Below are 21026 nucleotides of genomic sequence, written 5' to 3'. Positions count from 1 at the left end.
TGTGGCCGAAAGGGCGTGGTGACGTCGTGTGACGGCATGCATACTCATGGGGCGGGGGGATTGCGGTTGCACAGGTGGGGGTTCGGTGCTGCGTATCCATTTCACTGGAGTGGACCTGGCACGCGTGCGGATGGCAGGGCGTCCCGATGCGTTGTGGGAAACGATTCTGAGTTTCCACCGTTTAAGGGACCGGCGGGATGCCCGGCTGTTCGGTGAATGGCGCACGGAAACGCGGAGCAGGTTGAATACTGAAACACGTCTCCTTGGTGCGCTCATACCGAGTCGTGGCTATTTCCCCGATTTTCTCACTCCTGTTGAGGGACAGTACGGGTGGGATGTCGGGCTTGACGCGTTGCGCGGGATCCGGGCGGAGCGGCTGCGACGCGAGCTGTCCCTCGTGAGCGGCGGGGGCCCGCCGGCCCCGCGGTTGCGGGAGTTCGCCGACGGCGGCGTACGCCACCTGCCCCGGCTGCTGAACGAGCTGCGCGGCTACCACCGGGCGGCCGTGGAGCCGTACTGGACGCACATACAGGCGCAGATAGAGGCCGAACGGGCGGCACGCGGCCGCGCGTTGCTCGACGGCGGCGCCGACGAGCTGCTGGCCTCGCTGCCGCCGATGCTGCGCTGGCGCGCGCCGGTGCTGGAGTGCGACTACCCGGTGGACCGGGACGTCCGGCTGCGCGGGCGGGGGCTGCTGCTGCAGCCGTCGTTCTTCTGCCGCCGCACCGCCGTCACCCTCCACGACCCCGACCTGCCGCCGGTGCTGGTCTACCCGGCCGCGGCGCAGCTGGCCTCGGCGCCGACGTGCGGCGAGGGGGTGCGCCCGACCAGCCTGGACGACCACCGGCAGAAGACCCTGGGCAAGCTCGTCGGGCACACCCGCTCGGTGGTGCTGCGGGCCATCGGCGACGGCGCGACCACCAGCGAACTGGCCCGCCGCGCGGGCGTCTCGCTCGCCTCGGCCAGCCAGCACGCCTGCGTGATGCGCGAGGCGGGCCTGGTCACCACCCTGCGCCGCGGCAACGCCGTGCTGCACACGGTGACCCCGCTGGGCGCGGCCCTGCTCAAGGGCGGCGCGGTGGCCTCCTAGCGCGCCGCGGGCCCCGGCCGGGAGGTCCGGCCGGGGCCCGCTCGCGTGACGGCGCCCCGCGTACGGGTCCGGCGTACGGGTCCGCGTACGGGTCGTGCACGGGTCCGCGTACGGGTCGTGCACGGGTCCGCGTACGGGTCGTGCACGGGTCCGCGTACGGGTCGTGCACGGGTCCCCGCACGGTCGGCGTACGGCGCCGAGGGATGTGCCGGGTCAGACCCGGAAGGGGCCCGTCACCTCGTAGGTGATGCCGCCGGACGAGCTGCCGGTCGTACCGCGCTGGCTGGAGAAGTACAGCCGGTTCCCGGCGGGGGAGAAGGCCGGACCGGTGATCTCCGAGGACGACTGGCCCGTGACCCGCAGGAAGGGCGCGACCACGTCGTCGGGGGTGATCACGCAGATGTCCATGCTGCCGCCGTCCTCGGCCACGTACAGGTCGCCGTAGGAGGAGCTGGTGACGTTGTCGACGCCGGTCAGGGGCGCGCCGCCACCGGAGACCAGGGAGTCGTCGTAGGCCAGTTCGTAGGTGCTGGTCGCCAGGTTCAGCTGCCAGACCCGGTTGTCGCCCTTGGTGGTGAACCAGACGGTGTCGTTCGCGTAGTGGCAGCCCTCGCCGCCGCTGAAGCGCTTGGCGCCGGAGACCTGGTTGCGCGTGGCGGTCGGGGAGCCGTCGCGGTCGGGGACGGTGGCCCAGGTGAAGGTGCCGGAGGTGGCGGTGCCGGCCTTGAGGACCTGGAGGGTGCCCGAGGAGAGGTTCCCCCAGGTGGTGGGGACGAAGCGGTAGAAGCAGCCGTCCGTCTCGTCCTCCGTCAGGTAGATCACCCGGCGGACCGGGTCGGCGGCCGCGGCCTCGTGCTTGAACCGGCCGAGCGCCGGCCGCTGCACGGCCGCGTTCACCCCGTACGGGTCGGTCTCGTAGACGTAGCCGAGGCTGACCTCCTCGCAGGACAGCCAGGTGTTCCACGGGGTCCTGCCGCCGGCGCAGTTCTGCCGGGTGCCGGAGAGGATCCGGTAGGCGCCGGTGATCGTGCCGGACGGGTCGAACTTCACCGCGCTCGCGCCGCCGCCGGGGTTGATCTCGGAGTTGGAGACGTAGATCCACCCGGTGCCGTCGGCGAAACAGGCGCCGCCGTCCGGTGCGTTGTGCCAGGTGTAGCCGGTGCCGGCGACGTTCTGCCCGGACCGGGCGATCACCCGGCTGGTGAAGCCGGCGGGCAGCATGATCCCGTTGGCGTCCGCCGCGCCGAGCGCCCCGTAGGGGCCCGGACCGGGCTGGGCCGGCGCCGCGTAGGCGGCGCCGCGCATCAGCGTGCCGCCGAAGGCCGCGGCGGACGAGCCGACGACGGCGCCGCGCAGGAAGGTACGACGTTCCACGGTCACTCCAGGGGGGAGAGGTGGCCCCGCGCCCGTGCGGGCGCGGGGTCGCGCGCGAGGACCATAGGAGTGCCGCGTGGCGCCCACGTCAACGCCGGATGACCCGCGGGCGACCGCCCAGCGGCCACCCGAGGTCCCCCCGGTGGCCACTGCCTGGGGATGTGCCCCGGAAAAATTTTCCGCCGGAAGCGATGAGTTTCCGCGCGGCCACCGGTCCACCCCTTCGACAGCGTGACCACGAGGGCCCGCGGGCCGGAGAAGAGACCACACCGAGATGTCGCAGCAGCAGACCCCCCAGACCCACCAGACCATGATCTTCGTCAACCTGCCGGTGAAGGACCTCGACGCCAGCAAGGCGTTCTGGAAGGAGCTCGGCTACTCCTTCAACGCCCAGTTCACCGACGAGACCGCCGCCAGCCTCGTCATCAGCGACACGATCTACGCGATGCTGCTGACCGAGGCCAAGTTCAAGGAGTTCACCCACAAGGCCCTCGCCGACACCGCCACCACCGTTCAGACCCTGCTGTGCCTGAGCGCCGCCAGCCGCGAGGCCGTCGACTCCCTCGTCGACACCGCCGTGCGGGCCGGGGGCACCGAGCCGCGCGCGGCCATGGACCACGGCTTCATGTACCTGCGCGCCTTCGAGGACCTCGACGGCCACACCTGGGAGATCATGTGGATGGACCCGGCGGCCGTCCAGGGCTGAGCGGCCCCGCCGCGCTCACGAGGTCGCGGCGGTCCGGACCGGATACGTACGGACCGCCACCCCGTCGTCGTCCAGGCAGCGCCCCGACTCCAGGTCGAAGCGCTGCTTGAGCAGCGGCGAGGCCACGAACGCCCGGCCGTCGCAGCAGCCGACCAGCCCCCGCGACAGCACCTGCGCCCCGGTGAACGGGTCCCGGTTGCTGATCGCGTACGGCCGCCCGCCCCGGTCGACGAACACCGCGGCCTGGCTGCCGTCGGGCAGCAGCGCCGCCACCCCGCGGCCGGGGATCAGCGCGTCCAGCTCGCACACCGTCAGCCAGCCCTCGGCCACGCGCAGTTCGACGGTCATCGGGTGCCTCCCAGGGGTTCGAGGGTCGGGGACGGGGAGATCTGCAGCACGGCCAGGTCGGGCTTGACCTGCTCGCGCTCGGGGACGAACTTCACGGTCGGGTCGGGGGCGCCGGGCGCGTTGACGAAGGACACGAACCGGCGCAGGCGGTCGGGGTCGCTCAGGGTCTCGGCCCATTCGTCGCGGTAGTGGGCGACGTGGTCGGCCATCAGGGCCTCCAGCTCCGCGCACAGGCCCAGCGAGTCGTGGACGACGACGTCCCGCAGGTGGTCCAGGCCCCCCTCCAGCCGCTCCAGCCAGGTCGAGGTCCGCTCCAGCCGGTCCGCGGTGCGGATGTAGAACATCAGGAACCGGTCGATCAGCCGGACGAGTTCGGCGTCGGAGAGGTCCTGGGCGAGCAGGTCCGCGTGCCGGGGGGTGGCTCCGCCGTTGCCTCCGACGTAGAGGTTCCAGCCGTTCGCCGTCGCGATCACCCCGAAGTCCTTGCTCTGCGCCTCCGCGCACTCGCGGGCGCAGCCGGAGACCGCCGACTTCAGCTTGTGCGGGGCGCGCAGGCCCCGGTAGCGCATCTCCAGGGCGATGGCGAGCGCCACGCTGTCCTGGACGCCGTAGCGGCACCAGGTCTGCCCCACGCAGGACTTCACGGTGCGCAGGGCCTTGCCGTACGCGTGCCCGGACTCGAAGCCGGCGTCGACCAGCCGGGCCCAGATCTGCGGGAGCTGGTCGACGCGGGCACCGAAGAGGTCGATCCGCTGACCGCCGGTGATCTTGGTGTAGAGCCCGAAGTCGCGGGCCACCTCACCGATCACGATCAGCTTCTCCGGGGTGATCTCGCCGCCGGGGATCCGGGGGACGACCGAGTACGAGCCGTTGCGCTGGAGATTGGCCAGGAAGTGGTCGTTGGTGTCCTGCAGCGCCGCCTGCTCCTCGGCCAGGACGTACCCCGAGGCACCGATCGTCGGTGCCAGCGAGGCGATGATCGAGCCGACGGCCGGCTTGCAGACCTCGCAGCCGTCGCCCCCGCGGGCGGTGTCCCGGCCGTGGCTGTCGAGCAGCTGGTCGTACGAGGTCAGCCGCAGGGTGCGGACGATCTCGTAGAGCTCGGCCCGGGTGTAGGGGAAGCAGCCGCAGAGCCCTTTGTCGGTACTGGCCGGCAGCAGCTGGCCGATCACCTTCACACAGCTGCCGCAGCCGGTGCCCGCCTTGGTGCACTTCTTGACCTCGGGCAGGGTGGTGCAGGCGGTGATCGCCTTCTTGGTGACGTTGTGGCAGGAGCAGATCACCGCGTCGTCGGGCAGCGAGGCCGGCCCCAGCGAGACCGCGCCGCCGATCCCGGCCGGCAGCACCAGCCGCTCGGGCGCGGCCGGCGGCACACTGCCGGTCAGCGGCCGCAGCAGCCCGTACGACTCGGCGTCGCCGACCAGGACCCCGCCGAGCAGGACGCCGTCGGGGGAGACCACCAGCTTCTTGTAGACCCCCGAGCGGGAGTCGGACCAGACCACGTCGAGGCTGCCCTCGGTGGCGCCGTGGGCGTCGCCGAAGGAGGCCACGTCCACACCGAGCAGCTTCAGCTTGGTGGACAGGTCCGCCCCGGTGAACTCCCGTCCGCGGCCCAGCAGGTCGTCGGCGGCGGTCTCGGCCATCTCGTAACCGGGCGCCACCAGGCCGTAGACCCGGCCGTCGACGGCCTGGGCGCACTCGCCGACGGCGTACACGCGGGGGTCGGAGGTGCGGCAGCGGGCGTCGACGGCGATGCCGCCGCGTTCGCCGACGTCGAGGCCGCAGTCCCGGGCCAGCTGGTCGCGGGGGCGGACGCCGGCGGAGAAGACCACGAGGTCGGTGGGGACCGTGGTGCCGTCCGACAGCCGCATGCCGGTGACCGCGCCGCCCGGCCCGTCGGCCACCACCTCCTGGGTGCCGACCCCCGTGTGCACGGTCAGCCCCATGCCCTCGATGGTGCGCAGCAGGGCCGCGCCGCCGCCCTCGTCCACCTGGACGGGCATCAGGCGGGGCGCGAACTCCACGATCCGGGTGGCCAGGCCCAGCCCCTGCAGGGCGCCGGCCGCCTCCAGCCCGAGCAGGCCGCCGCCGACGACCGCGCCGCTGGTGCGGCCCTTCGCGTACGCCTCGATCGCGAGCAGGTCCTCGACCGTGCGGTAGACGAAGCAGCCGGGGGCGTCCTTGCCGGGCACCGGCGGCACGAAGGGGTAGCTGCCGGTCGCCAGGACCAGCACGTCGTACGGGAAGACCCGCCCCGAGCGGGCGGTGACCGTGCGGGCGTCGCGGTCGACGGACACGGCCGGGTCGTCGAGGTGCAGCTCGATCCCGTGCTCGGCCATGAACCCGGCCGGGGTGAGGGAGAGGTCCTCCGGGCTGCTGCCGGAGAAGTACGAAGTGAGATGCACGCGGTCGTACGCCGGGCGGGGCTCCTCGCACAGCACGGTGATCCGGTGCGTGGCGGTCACGCCGCGCTCGGCGAGCGCCTCCAGGTAGCGCTGGCCGACCATGCCGTGACCGACGAGGACGAGCGCGGGCCGGGTCTGGGGGTTGCTCATGTTCAGGAGCCTCCGTCGTCGGTGAGCAGGTGGAACAGCTGGTCCAGGGGTTCGTCGCCCTCCCAGGAGCGCGCGAGCGCGCCCACCGTGGAGAGCTCGCCGAGCAGCACCCCGCCGACGAGGCGGTCGCCGCGGACGACGACCTTGCGGTAGGTGCGCCGGGTGGTGTCGGCCAGGGAGACCACGTCGTCCCCGGGCCGGGGGGTGGTCTCGCCGAAGGCGGCGAGGTCGAGGGCGCCGACCGGGGCGGCCTGGGCCTCCGCGGCGGCCGGGGCCTCCGGGTCGGCGGAGGCGGGCGGGCCCGCCGGGGCAGCCGGGGCGGCGAGGGTGAGGCGGGTCAGGGCCCGGGTGCCGGTGTAGCGGGCGGGCCGGTCCTGCAGGACCGCCGCGAGGACGTCGGCCTGCTCCAGCGCCGGGCCGGCCAGTCCGTACGTCCGCCCGGCGTGCTCGGCGCAGTCGCCCACGGCGTGGATCCGCGGGTCCGAGGTGCGCAACCGGTCGTCGACCAGCACGCCCGAGCCGACGGCCAGGCCCGCCGCCTGGGCCAGACCCACGCGGGGGCGCACCCCGCAGGCGAGGACCACCAGGTCGGCGTCGAGCCGGAACCCGTCGGCCAGGTCCACCCCGGTGACGGTGCGGCGGCTGCCGACCGGTACGGCCGCCAGCCCGCGGACCCGGCACTCGGTGTGGATCTCCACGCCGAGGCCGCTCAGGTGGGCGTGGAGCAGGACGGCCGCGTCCTCGTCGAGCTGGCGCTCCATCAGGCGGCTGCCCTGGTGGGCGAGGACCACCTGGGCGCCGCGGACGGCCAGCGCCCGGGCGGCGGAGACCCCGAGGAGTCCGCCGCCGATCACCACGGCCCGCAGCCCCGGCCGGTCGCGGAGGGTCTGCGACAGGGCCAGGCAGTCGTCCATCGTGCGGAAGGCGTGCACGCCGTCGGGCAGTTCGCCCCCGCCGCCGCTCCGGGGCGCCTCCAGGTCGAACAGGCCGCGCAGCGGCGGCAGGACCGGGTTGGAGCCGGTGGCCAGGACCAGGGTGCCGTACGCCTCGGTCGTGCCGTCGTCGCAGTGGACCAGCCGTTCGGCCCGGTCGATCCGGACCGCGCGGACGCCCCGGCGCAGGACCGGGCCCGGGTCGGGCAGGGCCGCCACCTCGGGGGCGAACCGGCCCGCGAGGACCTCGGCGAGCAGGACCCGGTTGTACGGGTCGTGGCTCTCCTCGCCCAGCACCGTCACCGGGGCGGGGGCCAGGCGCTGCGCCAGCCGCAGCCCCGCGAGGCCCCCGCCGATCACCACCACGCGCTCTCGGAAGGTCATGTCCCGAGCGTGCGCGGCCGCTGTTTCCCGGCCGCATCGCCGCTGTTACCCGGACGGAACGCTGACCTCTTCCCCCGGGGGCGGGTGGTGTGAGCCATAGGGTTACGCCGTGCCTGACATATCTGTGACGATGATCGTCGTGCTGTGCGCGGCCGCGGCCGCGGCCGGGTGGATCGACGCCGTGGTGGGCGGCGGGGGGCTGCTGCTCCTGCCCGCCCTGATGCTCGGCCTGCCGTCGAACGTCCCCCTGACCCACGCCCTCGGCACCAACAAGGCGGTGGCCATCGTCGGCACCACCGGAGCCGCGGTCACCTTCGCCCGCAAGGCGCCGGTGGACGTGCGGACCGCGGTGCGGATCGGGCTGGCAGCGCTGCTGGGGGCGATGGGCGGCGCGCTGCTCGCCGGGGTGTTCAGCAAGGACACCATGCGGCCGCTGATCATGGTCGTGCTGCTGCTCGTCGCCGGTTTCGTGCTCCTGCGCCCCTCCTTCGGCGCGAGCGCCGGCGGCGGGACGGTCAGCCGCCGGCGGGTCGCCGCCGCCGTGCTGCTGGCGGGTCTGGGGATCGGCTTCTACGACGGGCTGATCGGACCCGGCACCGGGACCTTCCTGGTCCTGTCGCTGACGGCGCTGCTGCACCTGGACCTGCTGACCGCCTCGGCCACCGCCAAGATCGTCAATGTCGGCACCAACGCGGGTGCGCTGCTCGTCTTCTCCTGGCGCGGGGACGTGCTGTGGGGGCTGGCCGCGTTGATGGCGGCGTTCAACCTGCTCGGCGGGACGGCCGGGGCGCGGATGGCGCTGAAGAAGGGGAGCGGGTTCGTCCGGGGCGTCCTGCTGACCGTGGTGGTGGCCCTCGTGGTCAAGCTCGGGCTGGAGCAGTGGGCCTGACGGGTGCGGGGTGCCGGGCGGCTGACCGCCGCCCCCTGCGGCCGGCGTCCCGTGCGGCCGCCGTCCCCTGCGGCCGGCGTCCGGGTGGCCCGCCGTCAGCTGCTGCCGGTGAGGTGCGCGAACACCACCACGTTGCCCTGGTAGCCCGTCCGGGGCGAGAAGGCGCCGCCGCAGGTGATCACGCGGAGTTCGGCCCGCGGGGCCGGTCCGTATACGAGCTGGTCGGGGAAGCGGCCGGCCTGGAACACGGCCACGGCGTGGACGGTGAAGACGGCGGTACGGCCGTCCGCCCGGGGGATCTCGATCCGGTCGCCGCGGCGCAGCGCGCCCAGCCGGTAGAAGACGGCCGGGCCGGTGGCGTGGTCGACGTGCCCGGCGACGATCGCGGTACCGAGCGAGCCCGGCGTGGTCCCCTCGCGGTACCAGCCGGCGAGGTCCCGGCGGCCCGGCGGCGGCACCTGCAGCCGGCCCTCGGCGTCGAGCCCCAGACCGGTCAGCGGGGCGTCGACCTGGATCGCGGGGATCCGGATACGCAGCGGCGGGGAGCCGGGGAGCGGGGCGGCCGCGTCGCCGGGGCCGCTGGTGCCCCGGGCCTCGGCGGCGGGCGGCAGCGGCGGCCGGACCTGCTGCTCTGCGGAGCCGGTGGCGACCAGCCACACTCCGGCGCAGGCGGCCAGCGCCACCAGGCCGACACGACCGGGCCGGGACCGCCGCTCGCCTGCCATGACCTGCCCCTCGGGTGCGCCCGCCCGCCGGGCGGGATGGGTGTCGACGTGGCCGTCGCCCGGCCCCGCGAACGGGGGGACCTCGCGGGGCGGGCGACGGAGGGCGGTACCGGTACGGACCGCGGTCGGGGAGCCGCGGTGGGCGCCCGTCAGCCCCGCGTGCCGCTCGCCCGGCGACGCAGGAGCCAGGTACCGCCGACGGCGGTGGCGGCCAGCACTGCCGCTCCCGCCGCGATTCGGGTGGGGTCGGTGGCGGTCGTCGTACCGCCGCCCACCCCGGTGCGCACGTGCCCTTGCGGGCCGCGCTCGGTGACGACCAGGTCCCCGGTGGCGAACCTGCCGTCGGCACAGGTCGCGCCGATCTCGTAGGTGCCCGGGCGGGTGCCGGGGGCGACCCGGAACTGGCCCACCACGACCTCCTCGTGCGGCGCGGGCGCCAGCCGGAAGCGGCCACCGCCGACCATGGTCGCGTCGCCGTCGGCCGTGCCGCGGGGGCCGCAGGCCGTGGTGTTGACGGTCACGGCCGTGCCGGGCGCCGCCGACCTGGGCCAGATCTCCAGCTCGGCGAAGTCGCCCGGGGCGAAGACGCCCGCACCGAAGTCCGCGGCGGCCACCGCGCCCGCGACCGGACCGGCGAACGCGGCGCAGGTCAGTGCGGTGGCGGTGAGCGCGTGGGCGGTACGGCGACGCATGCGGGCTCCTGCGGATCCTGGGACGGACGCGTGGTCGTGGTCCGAGCTAAACCGCCGGGCGCCGCGCGCGCCTGTCGAGCCCTGCGGCCGACGCCCGTGCCGGGCCCGGCCTTTGGCGCGTCGACGCAGGTCAGCGCCTTGGTCAAGTCGTCCGGGACGGTCGCCCCTTCCGGGTGACGTCCGGGGCCGACGGCAGGACCAGCGTGGCCAGGGCGCCGCCGTCGGGGGCGTTGGCCAGGGTCAGACGCGCGCCGATGACCTGGGCCTGGCCGAGGGCGATGGTCAGGCCCAGGCCGGTGCCCTGGCCCCGTTCGGCGGCGCCGGTCAGGAAGCGCCGGGGGCCGTGGCGCAGCAGGCGTTCGGGGTAGCCGGGGCCGTGGTCGCGGACCGTGACGCGGTGGCCGCGCACCTCCACCTCCAGCGGGCCGCCGCCGTGCCGGCGGGCATTGGCCAGGAGGTTGGCCAGGATCCGCTCCAGCCGCCGGCGGTCCGTACGCACGAGCGTGCCGTCGTCGGCGCCCCGCACGTCGGCCGCCACCCCCGAGCGGCGCACGACCGAGGCCACCAGCGGGCCCACGGGACGGCTCTCCAGCGCCGGCTGCTCGCAGTGGGCGTCCAGGCGGGCCACCTCCAGCAGGTCCTCGGTGAGGGCGCGCAGGGCCGCGACCCGGTCCCGGACCAACTCGGTGGGGCGGCCGGGCGGGAGGAGTTCGGCGGCGGTGTGCAGGCCGGTCAGCGGGGTGCGCAGTTCGTGGGCGACGTCGGCGGTGAACCGCTGCTCGGCCTCCAGGCGCCGCTGGAGGCTGGCCGCCATGGTGTCCACGGCCCGCGAGAGCGCGGCGACCTCGTCGCGGGTCCCCGGTGGCCCCGTGGAGCCGATGCGCGCGTCCAGGTCGCCGGCGCTGATCCGGCGGGCGGTCTCGGCCGCCGTCCGCAGGTCCTTGCCGAGGCGGCCGGCCAGCAGGGAGCCGCCGACCGCGGCGAGCGCCACCACCCCGGCCCCGGAGGCCAGCAACTGGCCGTCCAGCTCCGCCAGGTCGGCCGCCTCCTCGTCCAGCGGGAGCCGCACCGACAGCACGTGGGTACGGCCGATCGGGCGGGCCGCCCACACCACGGGGTCGGCCCCCTCCAGCCGCAGTGACGTGGTGCGCCGGCCCGAAAGGGCCGCCTCCCGCAGGTCGGCCGGGACCTCGGGGCAGTCGATCCGGGCGTCGGCCTCGCCGACCTTGTCCGGGTCGAGGCGGCCGGTCAGCTCGTAGACGCGCCGGACGGCGACCAACTGGTCGGTGGCGGCCCTGCGCGCCTCGTCGGCGATCTGGCGGGCCCGCGCGCCGTGGATGAGCAGACCGATGGCGGCCGCCACGAGGGAGCACCCCACGGCGAGCAGGACCGCGATCTTCCACCGCAGGGAGAGGGACTGCAGTGCGCGCAGCCCCCGGCGCAGGACCCGCCTCACCGGGACGCCCCCGGAGCCCCGCCTCACCGGGACGCCCCCGGCGCCGGCTCCCGCAGGGGGAGTCCCTCCTCATCCGTGCCGAACGGCGCCCGGGGCGCCTTGGGGTAGCGCTTCTCGTCGCTGACGACCGTCATCCGCACCCCGTCCCAGCGGTAGCGGACGGCCGACTCGGCCCCGTCGCTGGTCGCGGTGCGCACCAGCAGGTCGGTGCCGAGGGTCTCCACGGCCATCCGGGTGCCCATGGCGAACAGCACCGGGTGGATCCGGCCGTCCTGCGCCCGGTAGACGGTCAGGGCCGACCGGCCGCTCTCGGTGTCGGCGGCCACGACGAGCTCCGGCCGGCCGTCCCCGGTCAGGTCGACGTGGACCGCCGGCCGCAGGCCGGGCCGACCGGGGGCCTGGATCCAGCCCTTGGCGGCGTACGGCTTCATCCGCTTGTCCGCCGTGACGACGGCCATGGCGTCGACCGCGCCCAGCCCCTCCGGCGGCACGGCCGGCGCGTGCGGCAGCGGGGCCGGGGGCGGCTGCCGGTCGGAGACCGCCGCTCCCGGGGTGCCGCGCGACCGGTCGGTCCAGGCGGGCCACAGCGGCTCGGGCGTCGGCTGGGCGGAGACGGCCGGGACCGGGGTCCCCTCGGCCAGCCCGCCGGGCGCGCCGCAGCCGCCGACGGCCGCGGCGACGGCGAGGCAGCACACGGCGGCGGCGGTGGTGGTGCGGCGGGGAAGTCTGGTCATGGCAGCCGTGACGCTAGGCGCCGTGTGTCACGGGCGCCGGGAGGTTGTGTAACAGGGGTGCGTACGGTGGTGGTGCGCCCGGACTCCGGGACTTCCGGCCCGGCCGGACGCCCTCTTTTTTCCCTGCCGAGGAGGTCACCCGTGACACCTGCCGCCCCGACCGGCCCGACCGCCCCGACCGGCCCGACCGCCCCGACCGGCCCGACCGCCCCGACCGGCCCGACCGGCCCGACCGTGCCGAGGGTCCTGACCGTCCTGACCACCGTCGACTCGGCCGACGCCGCGGACGCCCTGGCCCGGGGCGCGGTGGCGCAGCGGCTGGCCGCCTGCGCGCAGATCTCCTCGCCCGTGACCTCCGTCTACCGGTGGAAGGGCGCCGTGGAGACCGCCCAGGAGTGGCAGGTCCTGTTCAAGACCACCGAGGAGGGCTACCCGCGGCTGGAGGCCTGGCTGACCGCGGAGCACCCGTACGACACCCCGGAGATCATCGCCGCACCCGTCGTCCACGGCAGCACCGGGTACCTGGAGTGGGTATCGGCGGAGGTGGCGCGATGACCGGCCGCGCGGAGCCTGCTCCGCTGCCCTTCTTCGTCTACGGCACCCTGCGTCCGGGCGAGCACAACCACGCGCTGTTCCTGCGGGGGCGCACCGCCGCCGAGGAGCCCGCCCGGCTGCCCGACGCCGTCCTGTACGACGGCCCGGGCTACCCGTACGCCGTCCAGCGGCCCGGTACCGAGGTCGTCGGCGACCTGGTCACACCGGCCGCGGGGGAGTACCAGGAGCTGCTCGCCGAGCTGGACCGGCTGGAGGAGTACCACGGCCCCGGCCGCCCGCTGAACGTCTACGACCGCCTGCCGCGTACGGTGCTGCGCGCGGACGGCTCGACCGCGCGGGCCTGGGTGTACCTGGCCGCCGGCCCGGTGGCCCGCGAGCTGGAGCGGACCGGCACCCGGATACCCGGCGGGGACTGGCTACGGCGCCCTGGCCCGGGCTGATCCGGACCGGCCGGGTCCGGGGCGGCCGGGTCCGGGGCGGCCGGGTCCGGGGCGGCCGGGTCCGGGCCGGTCCCGACAGGGCAGGGCCAAGGGGCAGGGCCGGTCCCGACAGGGCAGGGCCAAGGGGCAGGGCCCGGGGCAGTGGCAGGGCCAGGCGGCCTAGAGGCCCGCGGCGCCCCGGTTGCGCAGGCGCTGGCCGTACTGCTGCAGCACCCACAGCTCCTCCTGCACCGCGGCCAGCTGCTCCGCCGGGGCGTGGCTGCCGAGGCGGGCCATGGTGCCCTGGATCTCGTGGACCCGGCGGTCCACGGCGCGCAGCCGGACCTGGACCAGCTGGGTGCCCGCGTACGCCTCGTCGACGACCTTGGCGTGGATGGCCTCCACCGCCAGCTCCGTCACCAGGGCGCGGACGGTGTCGTTGGGCGCGGCCTCGCGGACCCGGGCCAGATAGTCCGCGTCGGCCGGCGTCGCACCGCCCGCGTCCTGGATGGCCTGGCGGACCGCCGCGTAGGGCGGGGCGGTGAACTCGTCGACGCCGTACGCGTCGAACGCCGGGGAGACCAGCTCCGGACGCTGGAGCGCCAGCTTCAGCAGTTCGCGCTCGGTGATGTGGACGGGGCTGCGCAGGTTCAGCGGAGGCCCCGAGGGGGTGGGCCGGGCCGGAGCCGTCACCGTCTCGTACCCGGGGCGCCCGGACCGGCCGCCGCCCTGCTGCGGGCGGCCCGACCGCTCGCGGGCCCACATCGCCTGCTGGGCGACGCGCTTGACGACGAACTGCTCGTCGAGGATGCCCAGCATGCCCGCGAGCTGGACCGCGGACTCGTGCTGGATCGCGATGTTCTTGATCTTGGCGACGATCGGGGCCGCCTCGTCCAGCGCGGCCGCCCGGCCCGCCGGGTTCTCCAGGTTGTGCCGCGAGACGATCTGCCGCATCGCGAACTCGAACAGCGGCGTACGGGACTCCACCAGCGCCGTGACCGCCGCCTCGCCCTCCGCCAGCCGCAGGTCGCACGGGTCCATGCCGCCCGGAGTGATCGCGATGGAGGTCTCCGCCGCGAACTTCTGGTCGTCCTCGAAGGCGCGCAGCGCCGCCTTCTGCCCGGCCGCGTCGCCGTCGAAGGTGAAGATCACCTCGGCGGTCGCGTTGTCCATCAGCAGCCGGCGCAGGATCTTGATGTGGTCCCCGCCGAAGGCCGTGCCACAGGTGGCGATGGCCGTGGTCACCCCGGACAGGTGGCAGGCCATCACGTCCGTGTAGCCCTCGACCACCACGGCCCGCGACGTCCGCGCGATCTCCTTCTTCGCCAGGTCGATCCCGTAGAGCACCTGGGACTTCTTGTAGATCGGGGTCTCGGGCGTGTTCAGGTACTTCGGGCCGTTGTCGTCCTCGCGCAGCTTGCGCGCGCCGAAGCCGACCACCTCACCGGTGATGTCGCGGATGGGCCACATCAGCCGGCCCCGGAACCGGTCGATGGGCTTGCCGCTGCGGCTGTCCTGGGCGAGACCGGAGAGGATCAGCTCCTTGTCGCTGAACCCCCGGCCGCGCAGGAAACGCGTCAGGTGGTCCCAGCCGGCCGGGCTGTAGCCGACGCCGAAGTGCGCCGCCGCGGCCTGGTCGAAACCCCGTCCGGCCAGGAACTTCCGGGCGATCTCCGCCTCGGCGCCCTCCAGCTGGTCGACGTAGAACTGGGCGGCCGCCTTGTGCGCCTCGACCAGGCGGATGCGCTCGCCGCGCCCGCTGGTGCCCGCGGTGTAGCCGCCCTCCTCGTAGCGCAGGGTGATGCCGGCCTGCGCCGCGAGCCGTTCGACCGCCTCCGAGAAGGAGAGGTGGTCGATCTTCATGATGAAGTCGAGGGTGTCCCCGCCCGCCTGGCAGCCGAAGCAGTGGTAGAGCCCCTTGCTCGGGCTGACCTGGAAGGACGGGGACTTCTCGTCGTGGAAGGGGCAGAGGCCCTTGAGGTTGCCGCCGCCCGCGTTGCGCAGCTGGAGGTACTCGGACACCACGGCGTCGATCGGGACCGCGTCCCGGACCGCCTTCACGTCGTCGTCGTTGATCCTGCCTGCCACGCGTGAATTCTACGGCCGGGGTCCGACGGTCCGGTCAGCCGGCCTGCCCGCCCGCCAGGGACGCCAGCGGCACCGACGGATCCGCCAGCGCCTCCCGGTCCGGGACCGCGGCCGTCCTGATCATGGCCTGGATCGGGTCCGTGACGTCCCACACGTTCACGTTCATCCCGGCCAGCACCCGCCCCTCGGACAGCCAGAAGGCGATGAACTCCCGCTTGCCCACGTCGCCGCGGATCACCACCTCGTCGTACGAGCCCGCCGGCGCCCAGCCGGAGTACTCCAGGCCCACGTCGTACTGGTCGGAGAAGAAGTACGGGATCCGGTCGTAGCTGACCTCCTGGCCCAGCATGGACCGCGCCGCGGCCGGGCCGCCGTTGAGCGCGTTCGCCCAGTGCTCCACCCGCAGCCGGGTGCCCAGCACCGGGTGGTGCGCGGCGGCCACGTCGCCCACGGCGTAGACGTCCGGGTCCGAGGTGCGCAGGCTCGCGTCCACCACGATGCCGCCGCCGTGCTCCCGGTCCACCAGGGCCAGGCCCGAGGTCTCGGCGAGCGCGGTGCGCGGGGCGGCGCCGACGGCCGCCAGCACGGCGTGCGCCGGATGCTCCTCGCCGTCGTCGGTGCGGGCGGCCAGCACCATGCCGTCGACGCCGGTGATCTCGGTGAGCCGGGCCCCGAAGTGGAAGCGGACCCCGTGCTCGGCGTGCAGCTCGCGGAAGAAACCGCCGAGCTCGGGCCCGAGCACCGCGTGCAGCGGCGTGGGCAGCGGCTCCACCACGGTGACCTCGGCGCCGTAGCCGCGGGCGGCCGCCGCCACCTCCAGGCCGATCCAGCCGGCGCCCGCGATCAGCAGGTGCCCGTTGTCCCGGCCGAGGGTGGCCAGCACCCCGCGCAGCCGCTCGGCGTGGGCCAGGCGGCGCAGGTGGTGCACCCCGGCCAGGCCCGTGCCGGGGATGTCCAGGCGGCGCGGCTCGGCGCCGGTGGCCAGCAGCAGCTTGTCGTAGTGCAGGGCGGTGCCGTCACCGAGGACGACCCGCTTGTTGTCGCGGTCCAGGTGGACCGCCGGCTGGCCGAGGTGGAGCTCGACGTCCGCCCGGGCGTACCAGGACGGCTCGTGCACGAAGACGCTGTCCCGCTCCTCCTTGCCCGCCAGGTAGCCCTTGGACAGGGGTGGGCGTTCGTAGGGGTGGTCGCGCTCGTCCCCGATCAGGATCACCCGGCCGGTGAACCCCTCCGACCTGAGCGTCTCGGCCGCCTTCGCGCCGGCCAGCCCCGCGCCGACGATGACGAACGTCCGGTGTGCGTCGACCACCTGATGCCTCCTCATAACCTCTGCGCCACATACGACCACATGCGAGCGTCCCGCACCGAGCCTGCCGCGTGAAGGGGACGTGGCCCGATCAGCTCACCCGTCGGCGCGTCGCGGGTGCCGGGTGAGGCGCGCGTGCAGCGAGCGCGCGGACGCGTCGGTCAGGCACGCGATCTGGTCGATGACCGCGCGTTTCCTCGCCCGGTCGTCGGGCGCCGCGTCGAAGACCGCGCGGAACTGCGGCTCCAGGCCCTCGGGGGCCCGGGCGTGCAGCGCCTCGGCGAGTTCGGCCAGGACGATGCGCTGGTCGGCGCGCAGCCGCTCCTGCTCCTCGCGCTGCATGACGTACAGGTCGGCCACCGCCTTCAGCACCGCGCACTCGTGGCGGGTGGCACGCGGCACCACCAGCTCCGCCGCGTACCGGGTGAGCCGGCCGGAGCCGTACGCCGCCCGGGTCGCGGCCTCGGCGGCCAGGCAGAACCGGCCGATCAGCTGGCTGGTGGCGTCCTTCAGGCGGGCCTGCGCGACGGCGGAGCCGTCGTAGCCGTGCGGCCACCACTCCTGTTCCATCAGCCGGTCCAGGGCCTCGCGCAGCTCCTCGGGGTCGGTGCCGGCCGGGACGTAACGGCCGATCGCCACCTGCCAGATGGCGTGCCGCTCGGGATCGGAGAAGAGCAGGTTGGGGTCGATGTGGCCGGCGTGCAGCCCGTCCTCGAAGTCGTGCACGGAGTACGCCACGTCGTCCGCCCAGTCCATGACCTGGGCCTCGAAGCACTTGCGGTCGGCGGGCGCGCCCTGCCGCAGCCAGGTGAAGACGGGCAGGTCGTCCTCGTACGCGCCGAACTTCACCGAGTCGGGGTCGGTGGGGTGCCCGCCGCGCGGCCAGGGGTACTTGGTGGCCGCGTCCAGGGAGGCCCGGGTGAGGTTCAGCCCGACGCTGACCAGCTCCCCGGTGGCCGGGTCGGGGACGAACCGCTTCGGTTCGAGCCGGGTCAGCAGGCGCAGCGACTGGGCGTTGCCCTCGAAGCCGCCGCAGTCCTTGGCGAAGTCGTTGAGCACCTCCTCGCCGTTGTGCCCGAAGGGCGGATGCCCCAGGTCGTGCGAGAGGCAGGCGGTCTCGACCAGGTCGGGGTCGCAGCCCAGGGCAGCCCCGAGCTCCCGGCCGACCTGGGCGCACTCCAGCGAGTGGGTCAGGCGGGTGCGGGGGCTGGCGTCCCAGTCGTAGGAACGGGTGCCGGGCGTGACGACCTGGGTCTTGCCGGCGAGCCGGCGCAGCGCTGCGGAGTGCAGCACCCGCGCGCGGTCGCGCTGGAAGGCGGTCCGGCCGGGCCGCTTGTCGGGCTCGGGGGCCCAGCGTTCGGTGGCGGAGGGGTCGTAGGGGCCGGGGCGGGCGGCGGGTGCGGTGCCGGGGGCGGGTGCGGTGCCTTCCATGGAAAGACGGTAACCGGAAGGACTGACAAAACGGGATCAGGGGGTTCGGGTGGTGGGTGGGGCGGTGCTTCGGGCGGTGGCGACGTGCGGAGGGGGGGGGGGGGCTGCGGGGGGTGGCGCGGGCGGGGCTTCGGGCGGCGGCGCGGGTGGGTGCGGGTTGCGGTGGTGCCTCAGGCGGTGGCGAGTGCCGGGCGCGGCCGGGCCGGTGCCGCCTGTGCGACGGCTTGGTCGAAGCGGTGCAGCAGGAGCCGGGCCAGGGCGGGGTGGGCGCCCAGGGGCGCGGCGGCCGGGCCGGGCGCGCTCGCCGCGCACTGCGTGGCGAACCGTCCCGGCGCGGCGAAGTACGAGGCCACGGCGGTGCGGTGGTGGCCGCGGGCGACCAGGGCCCGCACCGCCTCGGCGGGCGTGGGGGAGGCGGCGGAGGCGTAGGCCGGGACCACGGGCACGTCCCCGCCCAGGCGTTCGGCGAGCAGCGCGGCGCAGGCGCGGGCGTCGGCGGCGGAGTCCGGGTCGCGGGAGCCGGCGGCGGCCAGCACGACGGCGGTCCCCGGAGTCCAGCCCGCCTGGAGCAGCCGGTCGTACAGGGCCTCGACCAGCAGCGGGTGCGGGCCGAGCGGCGCGGCGACCGCGGTGCGCAGGTGCCGGGCCCGGGCGGCGGCCTCGGGCAGGTCGTGCTTGACGTGGTGGCCGCGGCCGAGCAGCAGCGGGACGAGCACCGCCGCGCCGCCCGCGGGCAGCGCGGCCAGGGTGTCGTCCAGCAGCGGGGCGTTCAGCTCGACGTGGCCGAGCCGGACGTCGAGGTGGGGGCGGAGCTCGTGGACCCGCCGCAGGAGGGCCCGGGCGGTGAGCAGGGCGCGGGGGTCGCGGCTGCCGTGGGCGACGGCGACGAGGGTGGGCTGCTGCATGGGCGGGCTCCGGGTGGGCGCAGGCCGTTGAGCCGGCTGCCCAGCTGCGCCGTGATGCGGCCGAACAGCTCGGCCGCACTGCCGGGGAGGAGGGGAAACGGTTCGGGAGACTGCGTCGGCTCCGCCATGTCCGTCATGGAGCCATCGTGGAGGGCGCAGGTTGCCGGGCCGTTGCGTCGGAATGACAGGTGTTTACGGAGCGCTCACTCGATCATCCGTACGAGTGAAAGGGCAGGAGGCGTGCAACTCCGGGGGCGGGACGGGACGTCTCTTTGTGCGAACGGAAAGATGAACGCGCGCAGGGCGAGCAGAGCAAGCAAGGCAGGCGCGGAAGCAAGGCCGGCGCGGAAGCTAGGCACGCGAGGCAGCAAGGCGCGCAAGGAAGCACGGCATGAAAGGCGAGGGGGGCGTGGTCATGAAGCTGCGGGGATGGGGGTCCGTCCGGACACGGCGCCGAGCGGTGCAGGCCGTGATGCTGGGGTGCGTGCTGGCGCTGCTGCCGTCGGCGTGGACGCACGCGAGCGCCGCCGACCGGCTGCGGACCACGGCCGACGCCCCGGCGTCGCAGGTCGCGGTGGTGTTCGGGGCGGGTCTGTGGAACGGCCGGCCGACCCCGTACCTGGCCCGGAGGCTGGACGCGGCGGCCGAGCTGTACCGGACGGGCAAGGTCAAGGTCGTGCTGGTCACCGGGGACAACAGCCGCGAGGAGTACGACGAGCCGACGTCGATGCGCGGCTATCTGCGCGAGCACGGCGTGCCGGACGAGCGCATCGTCAGCGATTTCGCCGGCTTCGACACCTGGGACAGCTGCGTGCGGGCACGGGAGATATTCGGCGTGCAGCGCGCCGTGCTGATCAGCCAGGGCTTCCACATACGCCGGGCGGTCGCGCTGTGCCAGGCCGCCGGCCTCGACCCGTACGGGGTGGGCGTCGCCGACGAGCACGACGCGACCTGGTACTACGGCGGCGCCCGCGAGGTGTTCGCGGCGGGCAAGGCGGCGCTGGACGCCACGTTCAAGCCGGAGCCGCGCTTCCTCGGGCCGAAGGAGGAAGGGGTGTCGCGGGCGCTGACCGCTCTGGCACACTGACGCGGCTCGGCGCACATGTCGAACCGTCATATGGCTGACCGTCATAAGGCCGACCGCCCCAGGTCGACCGTCATAGGGCTGACCGTCATGAGGCCGACTGCCGCAAGGCCGACTGCCGTAAGGGCGTAGGGCCGACCGTCGGTCGCAGCACGTCGATGTGTCCCCGTCGGCCGTGGCCGTCGACTCCGCCGAGCGTCGTATCCGTGTCCGGACGAGCTCCCGAGGGGTCAGCGTGGCTGTAGTGGATCTGAGCGGCAAGGTCGTCGTCATCACCGGCGGTGCCCGTGGGCTGGGCGCGGCCACCGCGCAGGCGGTGGTCGAGGGCGGTGGCCGGGTGCTGATCACCGACGTGCTGGAGGAGGAAGGCGCGCGGACGGCCGCCGAACTCGGCGGGGCCGCCCGGTTCCTGCGGCACGACGTGACCAGCGAGGCCGACTGGCAGGCCGCCCTGGACCACACGGTGGCCACCTTCGGCCGGCTCGACGGGCTGGTCAACAACGCCGGGATCGCTACCGGCGCGCTGCTGGAGCAGGAGAGCGTCGAGCACTTCCGGCAGGTGGTGGAGGTCAATCTGGTCGGGGTGTTCATCGGGATCAGGACCGCCGTCCCGCTGTTGCGGGCCGGCGGAGGCGGCTCCATCGTGAACATCTCCTCGGCCGCCGGCCTGACCGGGCTGCCGCTCACGGCCGGCTACGGCGCGTCCAAGTGGGGCGTGCGGGGGCTGTCGAAGATCGGGGCGGTCGAGCTGGCCGAGGCGCGGATCCGGGTGAACTCGGTGCACCCCGGCATGACCCTCACCCCCATGACCGCCCCGGTCGGCATCCAGCCGGGCGAGGGCAACTTCCCCGGGGCCCCCATGGGCCGGGTCGGGGTCCCCGAGGAGATCGCCGCCGCCGTCGCCTTCCTGCTCTCCGACGCCGCCGGCTACATGACCGGAGCCGAGCTGGCGGTGGACGGCGGCTGGACGGCCGGCCCGACGGTCCGCACCCTCACGGGCGGCTGAGCCCGACCGGCCCGACGGCCCCTCGCCCCTCCGGGGGAGGGTGCGCGCTGGCCGAGGCCGGCCCGACGGTCGGCCCGCCACGGCGGAGAGGGGGAGCGGGGGCTGAGCCCGACCGGCCCGACGGTCGGCTCGTCACGGGGGCGGGAGGGGAGAGGGGAGAGGGGGAGGGGGACCCGCCCCACGGTCCGCACCCCCACCGGCGGGGCGGACCGCCGTCCGCCCCACGGTCCGCACCACCACGGGGGCTCGCCGCACCCCGTCGGTCTGCCCCCGAGGGCTTGGCCGCCCGCCCGCCGGTCCGCAGCCCCACGGGGGGTCGCCGCGCCTCGCCGGTCTGCCCCCGAGGG

General features: G+C 74.9%; 19 protein-coding genes. 7 read left to right on the top strand and 12 right to left on the bottom strand.

Features of this window, described 5'->3' with window-relative positions; all coding sequences use genetic code 11:
• Positions 1-85: 85 nt before the first annotated feature.
• Positions 86-1090 (top strand): ArsR/SmtB family transcription factor, encoded by a 1005-nt coding sequence (locus tag LG632_RS01845; RefSeq protein ID WP_226724532.1) that lies wholly within the window; start codon positions 86-88, stop codon positions 1088-1090.
• A 213-nt stretch (positions 1091-1303) separates the two neighbouring features.
• Here LG632_RS01845 and LG632_RS01840 read toward each other — a convergent pair whose 3' ends face one another.
• Positions 1304-2464, bottom strand: a complete 1161-nt coding sequence (locus LG632_RS01840; RefSeq protein WP_226724531.1) for an alkaline phosphatase PhoX — start codon at positions 2462-2464, stop codon at positions 1304-1306.
• Between the two features lie 274 nt (positions 2465-2738).
• On the opposite strand from LG632_RS01840, the gene LG632_RS01835 reads away from it, so the two are divergent.
• The gene (locus LG632_RS01835; protein WP_226724530.1) at positions 2739-3170 is read left to right on the top strand and encodes a VOC family protein; all 432 of its coding nucleotides are present in this window, start codon (positions 2739-2741) and stop codon (positions 3168-3170) included.
• A gap of 15 nt (positions 3171-3185) precedes the next feature.
• Here the strand turns inward: LG632_RS01835 and nirD are convergent, their stop codons facing one another.
• Genes nirD through LG632_RS01820 form a run of 3 tightly spaced genes read right to left on the bottom strand, consistent with a single transcriptional unit; the run spans position 3186 to position 7389 of the window.
• Positions 3186-3518 carry a nitrite reductase small subunit NirD gene (gene nirD / locus LG632_RS01830; protein WP_226724529.1) on the bottom strand — a complete coding sequence of 111 codons (333 nt, stop codon included), beginning with the start codon at positions 3516-3518 and terminating at the stop codon, positions 3186-3188.
• A complete protein-coding gene (gene nirB / locus LG632_RS01825; RefSeq protein ID WP_226724528.1) occupies positions 3515-6073 on the bottom strand; it encodes a nitrite reductase large subunit NirB in 2559 nt (852 codons plus the stop codon). Before nirB ends, nirD begins: the two co-directional genes overlap by 4 nt.
• 2 nt (positions 6074-6075) lie before the next feature.
• Entirely contained in the window at positions 6076-7389 is a 1314-nt protein-coding gene (locus LG632_RS01820; RefSeq protein WP_226724527.1) for an NAD(P)/FAD-dependent oxidoreductase, read from the bottom strand.
• A gap of 109 nt (positions 7390-7498) precedes the next feature.
• Between LG632_RS01820 and LG632_RS01815 the strand changes: the two genes are divergently transcribed.
• Positions 7499-8278, top strand: a complete 780-nt coding sequence (locus LG632_RS01815; RefSeq protein ID WP_226724526.1) for a sulfite exporter TauE/SafE family protein — start codon at positions 7499-7501, stop codon at positions 8276-8278.
• Between the two features lie 95 nt (positions 8279-8373).
• Here the strand turns inward: LG632_RS01815 and LG632_RS01810 are convergent, their stop codons facing one another.
• The 4 genes from LG632_RS01810 to LG632_RS01795 form a co-directional block, all read right to left on the bottom strand.
• Positions 8374-9003, bottom strand: a complete 630-nt coding sequence (locus tag LG632_RS01810) for a class F sortase (protein ID WP_226724525.1) — start codon at positions 9001-9003, stop codon at positions 8374-8376.
• Between the two features lie 149 nt (positions 9004-9152).
• Positions 9153-9695 (bottom strand): GVDTG sorting domain-containing protein, encoded by a 543-nt coding sequence (locus tag LG632_RS01805; RefSeq protein ID WP_226724524.1) that lies wholly within the window; start codon positions 9693-9695, stop codon positions 9153-9155.
• A 142-nt stretch (positions 9696-9837) separates the two neighbouring features.
• A complete protein-coding gene (locus LG632_RS01800) occupies positions 9838-11151 on the bottom strand; it encodes an ATP-binding protein (RefSeq protein ID WP_226724523.1) in 1314 nt (437 codons plus the stop codon).
• Between the two features lie 23 nt (positions 11152-11174).
• Positions 11175-11885 carry a hypothetical protein gene (locus LG632_RS01795; protein WP_226724522.1) on the bottom strand — a complete coding sequence of 237 codons (711 nt, stop codon included), beginning with the start codon at positions 11883-11885 and terminating at the stop codon, positions 11175-11177.
• Between the two features lie 141 nt (positions 11886-12026).
• On the opposite strand from LG632_RS01795, the gene cutA reads away from it, so the two are divergent.
• Together cutA and LG632_RS01785 are read left to right on the top strand one after the other, a co-directional pair.
• Entirely contained in the window at positions 12027-12440 is a 414-nt protein-coding gene (gene cutA / locus LG632_RS01790) for a divalent-cation tolerance protein CutA (RefSeq protein ID WP_308107769.1), read from the top strand.
• Positions 12437-12880 (top strand): gamma-glutamylcyclotransferase family protein, encoded by a 444-nt coding sequence (locus tag LG632_RS01785; protein ID WP_226724521.1) that lies wholly within the window; start codon positions 12437-12439, stop codon positions 12878-12880. The genes cutA and LG632_RS01785 overlap by 4 nt, the downstream gene beginning before the upstream one ends.
• Positions 12881-13039: 159 nt before the next feature.
• Here the strand turns inward: LG632_RS01785 and dnaG are convergent, their stop codons facing one another.
• From dnaG to LG632_RS01765, 4 genes are all read right to left on the bottom strand, one after another.
• Positions 13040-14947 (bottom strand): DNA primase, encoded by a 1908-nt coding sequence (gene dnaG, locus LG632_RS01780; protein WP_226724520.1) that lies wholly within the window; start codon positions 14945-14947, stop codon positions 13040-13042.
• Between the two features lie 34 nt (positions 14948-14981).
• Positions 14982-16256: an NAD(P)/FAD-dependent oxidoreductase gene (locus LG632_RS01775; RefSeq protein WP_226724519.1), complete on the bottom strand. Its 1275-nt coding sequence runs from the start codon at positions 16254-16256 to the stop codon at positions 14982-14984.
• A 93-nt stretch (positions 16257-16349) separates the two neighbouring features.
• Positions 16350-17684 (bottom strand): deoxyguanosinetriphosphate triphosphohydrolase, encoded by a 1335-nt coding sequence (locus tag LG632_RS01770; protein ID WP_226724518.1) that lies wholly within the window; start codon positions 17682-17684, stop codon positions 16350-16352.
• Positions 17685-17854: 170 nt separating this feature from the next.
• Complete coding sequence (locus tag LG632_RS01765; protein ID WP_226724517.1) at positions 17855-18589, bottom strand: sirohydrochlorin chelatase; 735 nt, start codon at positions 18587-18589, stop codon at positions 17855-17857.
• Between the two features lie 391 nt (positions 18590-18980).
• Between LG632_RS01765 and LG632_RS01760 the strand changes: the two genes are divergently transcribed.
• Together LG632_RS01760 and LG632_RS01755 are read left to right on the top strand one after the other, a co-directional pair.
• A complete protein-coding gene (locus LG632_RS01760) occupies positions 18981-19676 on the top strand; it encodes a SanA/YdcF family protein (protein WP_226724516.1) in 696 nt (231 codons plus the stop codon).
• A 232-nt stretch (positions 19677-19908) separates the two neighbouring features.
• Positions 19909-20679: a glucose 1-dehydrogenase gene (locus LG632_RS01755; RefSeq protein ID WP_226724515.1), complete on the top strand. Its 771-nt coding sequence runs from the start codon at positions 19909-19911 to the stop codon at positions 20677-20679.
• Positions 20680-21026 lie beyond the last annotated feature (347 nt).

The sequence above is a fragment of the Streptomyces antimicrobicus genome (genome assembly GCF_020532625.1).
Lineage (GTDB): Bacteria > Actinomycetota > Actinomycetes > Streptomycetales > Streptomycetaceae > Streptomyces > Streptomyces antimicrobicus.
The sequence above is the reverse complement of the archived record's forward strand: the minus strand, read 5'-3'. Positions and strand labels throughout refer to the sequence as shown.